This is a genomic window from Mesorhizobium sp. B4-1-4 (assembly GCF_006439395.2).
Taxonomy (GTDB): Bacteria; Pseudomonadota; Alphaproteobacteria; order Rhizobiales; family Rhizobiaceae; genus Mesorhizobium.
On sequence record NZ_CP083950.1, the window covers coordinates 855,128 to 868,938 of the forward strand.

Annotated in this window: 12 protein-coding genes and 1 pseudogene; 8 read left to right on the forward strand and 5 right to left on the reverse strand. The window is 60.2% G+C overall.

The genetic code is table 11. The features are described from left to right. Positions 1-85: 85 nt before the first annotated feature. From FJW03_RS03925 to rfbD, 5 genes are all read left to right on the forward strand, one after another. Complete coding sequence (locus FJW03_RS03925; protein WP_140610045.1) at positions 86-676, forward strand: biotin transporter BioY; 591 nt, start codon at positions 86-88, stop codon at positions 674-676. 370 nt (positions 677-1,046) lie between these two features. After that, complete coding sequence (rfbA, locus tag FJW03_RS03930; protein WP_140610091.1) at positions 1,047-1,928, forward strand: glucose-1-phosphate thymidylyltransferase RfbA; 882 nt, start codon at positions 1,047-1,049, stop codon at positions 1,926-1,928. A gap of 3 nt (positions 1,929-1,931) precedes the next feature. Then, entirely contained in the window at positions 1,932-2,483 is a 552-nt protein-coding gene (gene rfbC / locus FJW03_RS03935) for a dTDP-4-dehydrorhamnose 3,5-epimerase (RefSeq protein ID WP_140610044.1), read from the forward strand. Positions 2,484-2,553: 70 nt separating this feature from the next. Next, positions 2,554-3,624, forward strand: coding sequence for a dTDP-glucose 4,6-dehydratase (gene rfbB / locus FJW03_RS03940; RefSeq protein ID WP_140761348.1), 1,071 nt, complete (start codon positions 2,554-2,556; stop codon positions 3,622-3,624). After that, the gene (rfbD, locus tag FJW03_RS03945; RefSeq protein WP_140761345.1) at positions 3,621-4,553 is read left to right on the forward strand and encodes a dTDP-4-dehydrorhamnose reductase; all 933 of its coding nucleotides are present in this window, start codon (positions 3,621-3,623) and stop codon (positions 4,551-4,553) included. Before rfbB ends, rfbD begins: the two co-directional genes overlap by 4 nt. Before the next feature lie 34 nt (positions 4,554-4,587). On the opposite strand, the gene FJW03_RS03950 is transcribed toward rfbD, so the two are convergent. From FJW03_RS03950 to FJW03_RS03960, 3 genes are read right to left on the reverse strand one after another with little or no spacing between them, the layout of a single operon-like run. Further along, positions 4,588-4,935, reverse strand: a complete 348-nt coding sequence (locus FJW03_RS03950; protein ID WP_226890578.1) for a glycosyltransferase — start codon at positions 4,933-4,935, stop codon at positions 4,588-4,590. Between the two features lie 53 nt (positions 4,936-4,988). Continuing rightward, positions 4,989-6,404, reverse strand: coding sequence for a mannose-1-phosphate guanylyltransferase/mannose-6-phosphate isomerase (locus tag FJW03_RS03955; RefSeq protein WP_140761343.1), 1,416 nt, complete (start codon positions 6,402-6,404; stop codon positions 4,989-4,991). Continuing rightward, positions 6,401-7,870, reverse strand: coding sequence for a phosphomannomutase (locus FJW03_RS03960; protein WP_140761340.1), 1,470 nt, complete (start codon positions 7,868-7,870; stop codon positions 6,401-6,403). Before FJW03_RS03960 ends, FJW03_RS03955 begins: the two co-directional genes overlap by 4 nt. Before the next feature lie 666 nt (positions 7,871-8,536). On the opposite strand from FJW03_RS03960, the gene FJW03_RS03965 reads away from it, so the two are divergent. Then, complete coding sequence (locus FJW03_RS03965) at positions 8,537-9,076, forward strand: sugar transferase (RefSeq protein ID WP_140610038.1); 540 nt, start codon at positions 8,537-8,539, stop codon at positions 9,074-9,076. Between the two features lie 97 nt (positions 9,077-9,173). Here the strand turns inward: FJW03_RS03965 and FJW03_RS03970 are convergent, their stop codons facing one another. Both FJW03_RS03970 and FJW03_RS03975 read right to left on the reverse strand, forming a co-directional pair. Then, entirely contained in the window at positions 9,174-10,118 is a 945-nt protein-coding gene (locus FJW03_RS03970; protein ID WP_140610037.1) for an NAD-dependent epimerase/dehydratase family protein, read from the reverse strand. Between the two features lie 155 nt (positions 10,119-10,273). After that, positions 10,274-10,477: pseudogene (locus FJW03_RS03975) on the reverse strand (O-antigen ligase family protein); the annotation flags it as partial. Positions 10,478-10,958: 481 nt separating this feature from the next. Between FJW03_RS03975 and cysD the strand changes: the two are divergent. Further along, positions 10,959-11,864 (forward strand): sulfate adenylyltransferase subunit CysD, encoded by a 906-nt coding sequence (gene cysD / locus FJW03_RS03980; RefSeq protein ID WP_140610036.1) that lies wholly within the window; start codon positions 10,959-10,961, stop codon positions 11,862-11,864. 2 nt (positions 11,865-11,866) lie between these two features. Continuing rightward, a complete protein-coding gene (gene cysN / locus FJW03_RS03985; RefSeq protein WP_181173165.1) occupies positions 11,867-13,804 on the forward strand; it encodes a sulfate adenylyltransferase subunit CysN in 1,938 nt (645 codons plus the stop codon). Positions 13,805-13,811: the final 7 nt, after the last annotated feature.

The window sequence follows — 13,811 nt, forward strand, 5'->3', positions numbered from 1 at the left end:
GATTGCCGCATAGCACGCAAGCCAATATAGGAAAACGCAAGAGCGCGATTGTTGGATCGCGGCAAATCGGATTGGGGAAGTGACCATGGCAACTGCAACGACGATGCGCCCGCTTGTTTCTCTGGCCTTGCCGCAGGAAGGCGCGGCGCGGCTGGCAACGCAGTTTTTCCTGGCGATCGCCGGAACGCTGCTGCTGACCCTGTCGGCCAAGACCAAGGTCATGCTGGGGCCTGTCGATATGTCGATGCAGACACTCGCCGTCTTCCTGATCGCCGCCGCCTTCGGCATGCGCCTAGGCGTCGCCACTCTCCTGCTCTACATGGCGGAAGGCGCGATGGGCTTCCCGGTCTTCCAGAGCACGCCGGAGAAAGGCATCGGCATTGCCTACATGCTCGGCTCCACCGGCGGCTATCTCGCTGGCTTCGTGGTCATGGCGGCGATTGTCGGCTGGGCCGCCGATCGCGGCTGGGACCGTCACCCGATCAAACTTTTCAACGCGATGCTGGTTGCCGAGGTGGTGATGATGGCGATGGGCTTTGCCTGGCTGGCGCTGCTCATCGGTCCGGAAAAATCCTGGCAGTTCGGCGTCGTGCCGTTCATCGTCGGCGACCTGATCAAGGTTGCGCTTGCGGCAAGCCTGGTGCCGGCCGCCTGGTCGCTGCTCAAGCGCTCCTGAGTTTAGCAAGAAGCTTGGGGTTGCATAGACGTCAGGGGGTCAAGTCCCGAGGACGGGCGGTTCGGAAGAAGGTTCTGGTCACAGGGTTGCGGGCTTCATAGGCTATCACGTCGCCAGGCTGCTCCTGGAACTCGGCGACGAGGCTGTCGGCCGACAGCATCAACCTTGCTACGATCCGGTTTCTTCACCGCGTATGGCTCTTGGGGCGTCCCGACATGGTGCCGTTCCAGTTCACGAGGAGCATCCAGGAGTGGCACCAGGCGTATTTTGGTAACGACTCTACGATATATGCGAGCACTGGCAGCTGCTTTTCAGGGTTCGTATGGCTACCGTCGCTGCCGGGGGATCTTGGCATGTCAAGGAGGGCTTCTTGAAAGGAATTATCCTTGCGGGAGGCAGTGGAACACGCCTTTATCCGCTGACGTTAGCTGTCTCGAAACAAATCCTTCCAGTATACGACAAGCCGATGATCTATTATCCGCTGAGCGTGCTGATGCTCGCGGAAATTCGTGAAATTCTGGTCATCTCGACGCCGCGGGATTTGCCCGTTTTCCGAGATTTACTCGGTGACGGATCGGAGTTTGGCCTGGATATCTCCTATGCTGAGCAGCCGCATCCCAATGGACTAGCGGAAGCGTTCATCATTGGCCGCGAGTTCATCGGCAAGGACAGTGTGTCGATGATCCTGGGCGACAACATCTATTTTGGCGACGGGCTGTCGCAGCTTTGCCGCGCCGCCGCTTCTCGCGACACGGGCGCTTCGGTGTTCGCCTACCGTGTGGATGATCCTGAACGGTATGGTGTCGTCTCCTTCGACAAGGCCACCGGAACGGCGCGCACGATCGAGGAAAAGCCGCAAAAGCCGAAATCCAACTGGGCCGTCACCGGGCTTTATTTTTACGACAACACTGTCGTCGACATCGCTTCGGCCATTCGGCCTTCGGCCCGCGGCGAGCTTGAGATCACGGCGGTCAACAACGCCTATCTCGATCGCGGCTTGCTGCATGTGCATCGACTGGGGCGCGGCTATGCCTGGCTCGACACCGGGACCCATGACAGTCTGAACGACGCTTCTTCCTTCGTACGCACGATCGAGCATCGCCAAGGCATCAAGGTCGCATGCCCGGAGGAGATCGCCTTCGAGCAGGGCTGGCTGACGGCCGAGCAGGTGCTGCAACGCGCCACCCGGTTGGGAAAGAATGAATATGCCGCCTATCTGCGCCGGCGTGTCGTCGAACTGTCGGAGGGCTGAGCGTTGGAGATCAGCTCCCTCGGCATCGAAGGCGTGCTGGAGATCATTCCAAAGCGGCATGGCGATGCGCGCGGTTTCTTTATGGAAACCTATAATGCCGACCGATTTGCGCAGGCTGGACTAAAACTGCATTTCGTGCAGGACAACCATTCCTACTCCGCCGCGGCGGGCGTCTTGCGCGGGCTCCATTATCAGCTCGCGCCCCGGACCCAGGATAAGTTGCTGCGTGTCATACGCGGTCGGATTCTGGACATTTGTGTCGACATTCGCCGAAGTTCGAAGACCTTTGGCGAATGGATCTCCCTGGAAGTGTCGGCCGAAAGGGGCAACCAGATCCTGGTGCCCAAGGGCTTCGCGCATGGCTTTGTGACGCTCGTGCCCGACACCGAGGTTCTGTATAAGGTGACCGACACCTACTCGCCGGAGCATGACCGGTCGATCCGTTTCGACGATCCCGCCATCGGCATCGAATGGCCCTCGTTACCTGGCGGTTTCCAGCTGTCGGACAAGGACCTCAAGGCGCCGCCGCTGGCCGCGGCGGAGGTGTTTGATTGATGAGCGTTGCCAAAGAGAATGCAGCCAGGAAGAGTGTGGCCCAAAGAGGGTGCTGCATGGGGATAGTTGTATGAACTTTCTGGTGACAGGCGGCGCCGGTTTCATCGGCTCGGCGGTATGCCGGCATCTGTGCGCCAATCCGGTCTACCGGGTGACCAATCTCGACAAGCTGACCTACGCCGGCAATCTGGCCTCGCTGCGGCCGATCGAGAATGCCCATAATTACAGCTTCGCTTATGCCGATATCTGCGACGAGAGGGCGGTGCTCGACATAATGCGCCGTGATGACGTCGATATCGTCATGAACCTGGCGGCCGAAAGCCATGTCGACCGCTCGATCGACGGGCCTGGCGCCTTCATCGAGACCAATATCGTCGGTACCTACAAGATGCTCAATGCCGCGCTCGAATACTGGCGCGGCCTTTCCGACGACAGGAAAAGCCGCTTCCGCTTCCATCATGTCTCGACCGACGAGGTGTTCGGCGACCTGCCTTTCGATGGCGGCATGTTCGTCGAGGAGACACCTTATGCGCCGTCCTCGCCCTATTCCGCCTCGAAGGCGGCCTCCGACCATCTGGTGCGGGCATGGCACGAGACCTACGGCCTGCCAGTCGTGCTCTCCAACTGTTCTAACAATTACGGCCCCTACCATTTTCCCGAGAAGCTTATTCCGCTCGTCATCCTCAACGGGCTCGACGAGAAGCCGCTGCCGGTCTATGGCGCCGGAGCCAATGTGCGCGACTGGCTGTTCGTCGAGGATCACGCGCGGGCCCTGGAACTCATCGCTACGAAAGGGCTTGCCGGCGAGAGCTACAATGTCGGCGGCAATTCGGAACGCACGAACCTCTCCGTCGTCCAGACGATCTGCGATCTGCTCGACATCAGGCGTCCCAGGGCCGGGGGCCGGCGCTATCGCGAGCTGATCTCCTTCGTCACCGACCGTCCTGGCCATGACCGCCGCTACGCCATCGATGCCTCCAAGATCGGCCGCGAGCTCGGCTGGGCGCCTAGGGAAAACTTCGACAGCGGCCTGGCTCGAACCGTGGACTGGTTCCTCGACAACAAATGGTGGTGGGGACCGATCCGCGAGCAGCGCTATGCCGGCGAAAGATTGGGCGAAGCCCGCAAGGTGGGCGCGTGAGGCTCGTTGTCACCGGACGCGACGGCCAGGTCGCGGCAAGCTTTCTGGAGGCCGGCCATGGAAATGCCGGCGTTGAGGTCGTCGCCATCGGCCGTCCCGAACTCGACCTGACAAGACCCCACACCGTCATCGACGCCATCGCGGTTGCGAAGCCGGATATCGTCGTGTCGGCCGCTGCGTACACGGCCGTGGATCAGGCCGAGGACGAGCCAGATCTGGCCTTTGCGGTCAACGCGACCGGTGCCGGTAAGGTGGCTGAAGCGGCAGCGCGGCTCGGCGTTCCCGTCATCCATCTTTCGACCGATTATGTCTTCGACGGCAGTGCTCCCGACGCCTATGTCGAGGCCGACGCGACGGCGCCGCTCGGTGTCTATGGTGCTTCCAAGCTCGCCGGCGAGCAGGCGGTGGCCGCCGCCGGTCCGCGCCATGTGATCCTGCGCACCGCCTGGGTCTACAGCCCGTTCGGCAGGAATTTCGTGAAAACCATGCTGCGGCTGGCCGCCGACCGCGACGAGATTTCCGTGGTGGCCGATCAATGGGGAAATCCCACCTGCGCGTTCGATATCGCCGACGCGATCCTGCATGCGGCGGCCACGCTGCGGCGCGACAAGAGCTTCACCGCGTTCGGCATCTATCATCTGGCCGGCTCGGGCGAGATCAGCTGGAGCGGTTTTGCCCGTCATATCCTGGACACAAGCCGAAAGCTTGGTGGACCCTATGCACGGGTGCGCGACATTGCCGCCAAGGACTATCCGACCAAGGCACGCCGCCCCGCCAATTCACGGCTGTCGAGCGCGAAGTTCGCTTCCACCTTCGGGTGGAACGCACCTGACTGGCGACAGTCGACGGAAGCCGTGGTCGGTCAGCTCCTAAGCGGGAAGGCCCGGCCGGATGACCGGGCGCCTTTGAGTACCGCCCACATCCGCTGAGCCCACAATTCGAAGCCGAGCTTTATCGTGACATTCAGCGTCGACGGCTGTCGAGTTGATGATAGAGATCGGCATACGCCCTTCCCATCCTGTCCGCCGTAAAAAGGCTGATATAGCGATCTCGGGCGGCTCGCCCCCATTTCGCTGCTTCAGCCGGCGAATCGACGAACCGCTCCATCGCTTCGTCAGTCGTTCTGGATCGGAAAGGCGGAACGACCAGCCCGGTCTCGCCAGCCTTGTTCACATAACTTGTTCCCGTCCCGACTTCGCACGAAATCATCGGCTTGCCGCACATGGCTGCCTCGGCCAGCGATAGGCCGTAGGCTTCCGACCTCTGGTTTGAAGGAAAAATGAATCCAAGGCAGTTGTGGAGGAGCGCCATTCCTGCTGGTGGTCAGCCAGCCACACATTCGCGTTCTCGTGATGCAGGAAAAACTACATCCGTCCGTAAGCGTCGTCGAACCTGACGATATCGTCCTCGCCGAGATAGTCGCCGCTTTGCACCTCAATGATCACCAGGTCAATTCTGCCCGGATTTTCCAGCCGATGTTTGTGACCGGAGGGAATGTAGGTCGACTCGTTGGTGGCCAGGAACAATTCCTGATCGCCGTTGACTATTTTCGCGGAGCCGCTGACCACCACCCAGTGCTCCGAGCGATGATAGTGCATCTGCAGGCTCAGACGCCGGCCAGGCTTCACCTCGATCCGCTTGATCTTGAAGCGCTCGCCTTCCTCCAGAACCGTATAGGTACCCCACGGGCGGTGAACCGTGCTGTGAAGCAAATGCGCTTGGTGACCAGAAGCCTTGAGGCCCTCGAACAGCTTCTTGACGTCCTGGACGCGGTCGCGGGACGCCACAAGCAGCGCGTCCGGGGAATCCACGATCACCAGATCGCTGACGCCGACCGTGCCGATGACGCGCTTGTCCGAACTCACATAGCTGCCGGTCGTGTCGACCATGTGGACGTCGCCGCGTATCCTGTTCCCGCTTTCGTCGGGAGCGATCAAATCGGCCATTGCGTTCCAGGATCCGATGTCGTTCCAATCCATGTCGCAGGGAATCATGGCAAGATTGCTCGTTTTCTCCATGACCGCGCGATCGATCGAGATCTGCGGGGCGGAGCCAAAATACTCCGGCGCGAGTTCGATTTTGGCAAAGCCTTCGCCTTCGCTGAAGCGGCCGTTCTCATAGCTGTCGGAAACAGCCTGGATCACGGCGGGGCAATGCAAAGTCATTTCGTCGAGCATGGTCTGCGCGCTGAAGCAGAAGATGCCGCCATTCCAGAAGAAGCGTTTGGATGCGACATAGGCCTTGGCCGTCTCGAGATCCGGTTTTTCAACGAAACGGACGACTTTCTCGCCATCCGCCTCGATGTAGCCGAATGCCGTGTCCGGTCTGGTCGGGCTGATGCCCAATGTCGCGATCCGCCCGAGTTTTGCATGTTCGATGGCCCGGCCCATGACGCTCAGAAAGGCAGGCAGGTTGCCGATCATGTGATCCGCCGGGAAGATGCATAGAATCGCATCGGGACCGTGCGTTGCCTTCGCATGGATGACAGCGGCCGCCACGGCGGCGGCCGTATCCCGGCCTTCGGGCTCAAGCAGAAACGTGCGTGGCAGTATCACCGCATCCAGTTCGTCGAAACCGTCCTTCGTCAGAAAGAGGTGTTCCCCGGACGTGACCACAACGAGTTCCACGACACCTTTCATCGAAGCGGCTCGCAACACGGTGTGCTGAATAAGAGAATGCCCGTCTGCCACTTTGAGGAAAGGCTTGGGGTGCGATTGCCTCGATGCGGGCCATAGCCGCGATCCGGCTCCACCACTGATGATGACGGGAACCACTTTCATGACACGGCCTCTGTTTCGTTTGTCGATGTGATTGCCCGCGCCCTCTCAAGCGTCAGCGCCACGATCGCTGTTGCCCTTTCATGATTTTCAGCCTCCGAGTAGCAGCGGAACTCCGGCGCGTTGCCGGACGGCCGCAGATGGATGATCTCGCCGGTCTGCATTCGTGCTCTGAGGCCGTCAGTCTTGTCGACCTCGGCAACAGTCCCGAAGGGCGCGAGAAATCGCTGTAGTTGATCCCGATCGGCGAGCTGAAGCATCAAGCCGCGCGAACTGTCCACCGGGAAGTTCTCGAGGCGTTCGCTGGCGCATGCCGGAAGCTTCCAGAACTCGCGCTGATGCGACAGCGTATTTCCTGTCGATGCGACCAGGCCAAGGACGGCGAGGATAGGGAGCAACGAATCGCGTGTCGGCAACGCCGTCAAAATTTTTCCATGCAGGATACAATCCGACCCCAGGAGAACGCCGCCATTGGCCTCGAAGCCGATGACGATACGGCCGGCACGGTATGACGCTTCCATGGCTTCAATGACGAAGGGGGACCCGACCCTTGTTCTCACGACCTCGAAACCGAAGGCGTTCGAAATGCCCGAATTGGAGGTCACCGGCGTCACGACAATGTCTGCCCGCAAGAACAAAGCAGTGGCGAGGCCGATCAGGTCGCCGCGAAAGAGATCGCCGTTCTCGTCGGTGATGAGCGGACGATCGGCATCGGCATCCGTCGAAACGATGGCGTCGAGTTTGAATTCTCGAGCCCAGCCTTTGAATTTTGCCAGTGTGGCGGCGCTCACGGCTTCGGTATCGACGGGAACGAACGTATCGGATTTCCCGACGGGCGTCACACTGGCGCCCAGGGATTGGAGAATCTCGACCAGCAGATCCGCCGCGACCGAACTGTGCTGATAAACGCCGACCCTCATGCCTGAAAGGGAGCCAGGCTCCAATATGTCTTCGGCGCGCCTGCGATAGGCGGCCATCGCCTGATCGTGGTGTGCCGGAAAAGCCGTTCCCATTGGAGGCGGCGGGCAATAGGAATCCGACCGTTCAGCAGCATAATGTGCCATGGCGGCCTCGTCGGCCTTGCTGATCTCGCCATGCGGACTGTAGAATTTGATGCCGTTGCGATCCGCTGGAATGTGCGAACCCGTCACCATCAACGCCGCCAGCCCATGTTGCCGGCCACACAGTGCCAAAGCTGGTGTTGGAATGGCGCCGCAATCGATGGGTTGCAGTCCGCTTGCCGCCAGGGCCGCCATGCAGTTGGTGGCGATAGTGGGGCTGCTGTCGCGCAGGTCGCGACCTACCAGCACCCTGGCCTTCGGCTGTATTCCGCCGGCGGCCAAGCGCCATGCGAAAGCCTCGGTATAAAGTCCGCTCGGTTTGCCGACCAGTTCCGAAGCCAAGCCTCGAAGGCCACTCGATCCAAATTTCATCACTTCGCTTTGGCTGGTGAGAGGGAAGGCCGTCATATTGCAGTAGGCTCCTCTGTCAACCAAAAAGCGCGTAGTGGTTTCTGGGCACCTTCAAAATAGTGCATCCGCAACGGTTCGAATATTGGCTGGAGGCTGCATTAAGCCGAACGAATGTGCATAGACAAGCCACAATTGCCTATGGCGATGGTGGCCTCCAGTCTTGCGGCCAGTCTGCAGAATTACCTTGGTTGAACGACGTCTTGATCGGCGAACCGGGTCCAATCGAATGACCTATAAAAAAATCTCTGGCGATGACCTCAAGTCCACGCTATGCGATGGGGCGGCGGGGGCCGAAGACTTGGCTAAGAACAGGTGGCTGATGACGGATGGTATTCGATCTAGCTCCGCTTTAGTGTCAAAGTCTTCGCGCACGTTATTCCGAAAGCGGCTGGGCATGAGACTTAACCCATTGCGGATAGTGAGTGTTTGAAAATCTGGTCGGCGCCGACGCATCGTGGCAGGCCAGGGTCTCGCGGCTTGGCCGCCTGCTCAAGGGTGAGGTTGCCGGCTCTATTCCGCTTTCGTCCTGGGGCGCATCTGAACATCCAACAGTTCACGGCGCGCTTGGTCGAGAAGCGAGCCCGTGCTACGTCGGCCGAATTGACAGGCTTCGTCCGCGGTGTTGTCGGACGGAGCTTTGTCAGGGAGCATGATCGGTCGTTCATGAAGACAGCCAAGAAAATCTTCGATCTTGCCGGTGCGGCGTTGCTGCTGGTGGCCACATCTCCTGTTCTATTGCTTGCTGTCGTTGCCGTTCGGGCATCGTCACCGGGGCCGGTGATTTTTTCCCAAACGCGGGTAGGCCGCGACGGTGCGCCTTTTCGCTGTCACAAGTTGAGGACCATGTATCTCGGCACGCTGTCCTTGCCTTCGCATGAGGCGCCTGTGAGCGCCGTAACATCGGTCGGAAAGGTCCTTCGGAAGTTCAAGCTCGATGAGTTGCCGCAGTTCTGGAACGTTCTGAAGGGCGAGATGAGCCTGGTCGGGCCGCGTCCCTGCCTGCCGACCCAAACGGAATTGATCGAGTGCCGCCGGCGCTTGGGCGTTCTTGCGGCACGTCCAGGCATAACCGGTCTGGCACAGATCAGGGGCATCGACATGTCCACCCCGCAGCTCCTTGCCGAAACCGACGCAACCTATCTCCGGACGGCGTCGCTCTGGCTCGATCTGCGAATCCTGCTTGGAACGCTCTATCGCGGTTGAACAGACCACGATCCCAAAAAGTGGACGCCGGTTTTTGGAAAGATCGTGGTCAGACAAAAAAACGCTTCCAAAATTGGGCGCCGGTTTGGATCAGGGGTTAAAGAAGTCGGGATTTTTCCAACCGCGCTATTGCGGCCAACCGCTCCAGCGTGTGGGTTTCCGGCAGCCAGCCTTCTGATACGAGCAGGGAAGGGTCGCATATCTGCGTCGCGGTCATGCTATCCCATAACGGGCGCTTGCGTGCGAGGATCGCGGCTGCCCGGAGCGGTCCGGCCTGCACGGCCATCAGGCGCGTCGGCCTTCCGAAGCCGCTGCGAAAGGCGCCGACGATGGCCGCGACCGAAACCGGGGGCACATCGCTGGCGATGTAGATCGGGCGAAGCGGCTCCGGACGGTTCAGCAGATGCCATACGGCTCCTGCCGCCGACAGCGATGACAGCAGCGAGCGTTTCCCGGTCAGCGCGCCTGTCGGCAGCGGCAGGGCCGTATCGGCCAGGCGCATCAGCGTCGCCAGATTTCCTCTCATGCCGGCTCCATAGACCGGAGGCAACCGCAACACGGTGGCATCGGAACGGCCGTGCGAGGCATAGGCGTCCAGTATCCTGATCTCCGCTTCGCGCTTCGAGCGCCCATAGGCGCATTGCGGGTCGGGCATCGTATTCTCATTGATCGTTGCGCTGACACGTGCGCCAATCACGGCCCGGATCGAGGAGAGAAGGATGAAGCGTCCGCTTGCCTGCGTGGCGGCGGCATAGGCCAACCGTGCGCTCAATTCCGCATTGGCTGCCTTGAAATCGGCCTCGGTGGTACTGCCTTCATCATTGTTCAGGCCCGCGCAGTGGACGACATCCGTAACATCCCGGGTCAACGCCAGGAAGGCCGCGGCCGGCGCATCGAAACCCGGCATCAGCATCGCGCCGGACCCTGGATCAAGTCCCTCCGGTTGGCGCGAGGCGAGGCGAAGCTCGACGCCGGCCTCACGAAGCCGATGGACCACCTGGCGGCCGATGAAGCCTGTCGCGCCCGTGACCAGGACTTTCATCGACTTGCCCGGAACGGCCATTGGGCGGCGGATGGAGGCGCCTGCTCTTCCATCGCCGGCGGAGGGATTTGTTTTTCAGTCAGGGGCGGGCGTGTCTGCTCTTCCGCCAATGGGGCCTGGCGTCCGCACGCAAGGTAGGTTCCCGACAACAGGAAGACCATCAGCGCCATCATCGCTCGATCGATATTGAAGCGTCTTTTCTTGAAGGCGATCAACAGGACGGACCACAGGCCGCCGCCATTGAACACGAAGCTCACCACCGATCCCAGAACCGGTGGAAAAAAGAAGCAAATAATGGAGAAGTAGATATTGACCCGTGAAGGCGTCAGTCGCTGCCTTATAGACAAAAGCTGGTTCAAGTTGCGGGCTCGCTATTCTCGAGAAGCTTTATGCGGCACATCTTTTTAGTGGACCCGAATGTGCTCGCCTCGAAATTGTCCACGCCTCACGACGCATGTTGCCCGCCTCCGGCTGGTATAGCGGCTGGGCTCGCTTTTCGATAGTGCGTCGGATTGATTGCCACTGAAAATTGACGGCCGGGCCGGCAGATCAGGGAGGGCTCAAGGAGCGCTGCCGTCGCGTTCTCCCGAGCAATATTTTTCCCGCATCTTGCCGACCGGAGGCATTGCGAACGGAAATTTCCGGGTTCTGGCGAAAGCATGGAAAATTCATTCCCGAACTGGCCGCTGCCGGGCTCGTCTTGCATTGTTCTGGGGCGCGCCGATCTGCTAGAACGCCCGCACGAAACACTTTGTCCAGAAGCGAAGCTTGAACCGGGCGCGAAAAGGCTCGATGGTTTGAGGTCTTCTGTCGCAAGGCATGAGAGAACGCTCACAGTCTATGACAATAGCGCTTACGCATCTGCAGCGGCTTGAAGCTGAGTCCATCCATATATTCCGCGAAGTTGCGGCCGCCTTCGCCAAGCCGGTCATGCTTTATTCGGTCGGCAAGGATTCATCCGTGCTGATGCATCTAGCGATGAAGGCGTTTTATCCCGCCAAGCCACCATTCCCCTTTCTTCACGTCGATACCACCTGGAAATTCCGCGAGATGATCGCCTTTCGCGATCAGATGGCGCAGAAGCTGGGCTTCGACCTGCTGGTCCATGTCAACGAAGACGGCGTGCGCGACAACATAAATCCGTTCGATCACGGTTCGAACACCCATACCCATGTCATGAAGACCGTGGCGCTGCGCCAGGCGCTCGACAAATACGGTTTCGATGCCGCCTTCGGCGGTGCCCGCCGCGACGAGGAAAAGTCGCGCGCCAAGGAGCGCATCTTCTCGTTCCGCAATGCCCAGCATGTCTGGGATCCGAAGAACCAGCGGCCCGAAATGTGGAAGATATTCAACACCCGCATCGCCTCGGGTGAATCGATCCGCGTCTTTCCGCTGTCGAACTGGACCGAGCTCGATATCTGGCAGTACATCCTGCAGGAGAACATCCCGATCGTGCCGCTCTATTTCGCCAAGCAACGGCCGGTGGTGGAACGCGACGGCATGCTGATCCTCAAGGACGACGAGCGCATGAAACTGCGTCCCGGCGAGATCGTGGAGGACCGGCTCGTGCGTTTCCGCACTTTGGGCTGCTATCCGTTGACCGGCGCCATCGAATCCGATGCCGACACGCTCGAAGCCATCGTTGGTGAGATGCTGACCGCACGCACTTCCGAACGCCAGGGTCGCCTGATCGACCGTGATGAGGCGGGTTCCATGGAAAAGAAGAAGCGCGAGGGGTATTTCTGACCATGCGCCACATCATGGCCAAGAGCCTCGCCCCCACCGACAGCGTTCGCGATTACCTTGCGGCGCAAGAAAAGAAGTCGCTGCTGCGCTTCCTCACCTGCGGTTCGGTCGATGACGGCAAGTCGACGCTGATCGGTCGCCTTTTGTCTGATACCAAGCAGATTTTCGAGGATCAGCTCGCCGCGCTCGAGCGCGATTCGCGCAAGCATGGCACCACCGGCGACGACATCGACTTCGCACTGCTGGTCGATGGTCTCGAGGCTGAACGCGAGCAAGGCATCACCATCGACGTCGCCTATCGTTTCTTTGCCACGCCCAGGCGCAAGTTCATCGTCGCAGACACGCCCGGCCACGAACAATATACGCGCAACATGGCGACAGGCGCTTCGACCGCCGACCTGGCGATCGTGCTGATCGATGCGCGACAAGGGGTGTTGCGCCAAACCAGGCGCCATTCGATCATCGCCTCGTTGCTCGGCATCCGCCACATCGTGCTTGCCGTCAACAAGATCGATCTCGTCGATTTCGACCAGTTGATCTTCGACCGGATCGTCGAAGACTACCGGCAGTTCTCACGCGATCTCGGCTTCCAGACCATCGTGCCGATCCCGATGTCGGCTCGCTACGGGGACAATGTCAGCAGCCGCTCTGAAAACATGAAATGGTATTCCGGCCCGACGCTGGTCGAGCACCTCGAGGCCGTCTCGGTCGAGGAGGCGACCGTCGAGCTGCCGTTCCGTTTCCCGGTCCAGTACGTCAATCGCCCCAATCTCGACTTCCGTGGTTTTGCCGGCACGATTGCTTCAGGTTCGGTCTCGCAGGGCGATGAGATCGTCGTCGCCAAATCCGGCAAATCCTCGCATGTCAAGCGCATCGTCGCTCATGGCGGCGATCTCAAACAGGCGGTCGCCGGTCAAGCCATCACGCTTGTTCTTGAGGACGAGGTCGAGATTTCCAGAGGCAACATGCTGGTTTCGCCGGCAGCCAGGCCGCAGGTCGCCGATCAGTTCGCCGCCAACATCGTCTGGTTTGACGAGCATGCGCTGCTGCCGGGCCGCTCCTACATCCTGCGCACCGAAACCGACCAGACCAGCGCCACTGTCACCGACCTGAAATACCGCATCAACGTCAACGACTTCGCCCATGAGGCGGCCAAGTCGCTTGAGATGAATGAAGTCGGCATCTGCAACATCTCGACGCGGGCGCCGATTGCCTTCGATCCTTTCGCCGAGAACCGCACCACCGGCGCCTTCATCCTGATCGATCGCATCAGCAACGCCACCGTCGGTGCCGGCATGATCGTGCACTCGCTGCGCCGTGCTGAAAACATCCACTGGCAATCGCTCGATGTCGGCAAGCGCGTGCGTGCCGACATGAAGAACCAGCGGCCTGCTGTGTTCTGGTTCACCGGGCTTTCGGGCTCCGGCAAATCGACCATCGCCAACCTGTTCGAGAAGAAGCTGTTCGCCACCGGCCGGCACACCTATATCCTGGATGGCGACAATGTCCGTCACGGTCTCAACCGCGATCTCGGCTTTACCGATGCCGACCGCGTCGAGAACATCCGCCGCGTCGCCGAAGTGGCCAGGCTGATGGCTGATGCCGGATTGATCGTCATTGTCTCCTTCATTTCGCCGTTCAGCGCCGAGCGGCGAATGGCGCGCGAGCTGATGGCCGATGGCGAGTTCATCGAAGTGTTTGTCGACACACCCTTCGAGGAATGCGCCAGGCGGGATCCAAAGGGCCTCTACGCCCGTGCGCTGAATGGCGAGATCAAGAATTTCACCGGTGTCGATTCGCCATACGAGGCGCCGGAAAAACCGGAAATCCATCTGAAGACGCTCGGCAAATCGGCGGAAGAGATGGTAGATGCCCTGGAACACTGGCTGAATGAGCGTGACATTGCCGAAGATCAATACGACAACGGCGGCGGCATCTGACGACAGG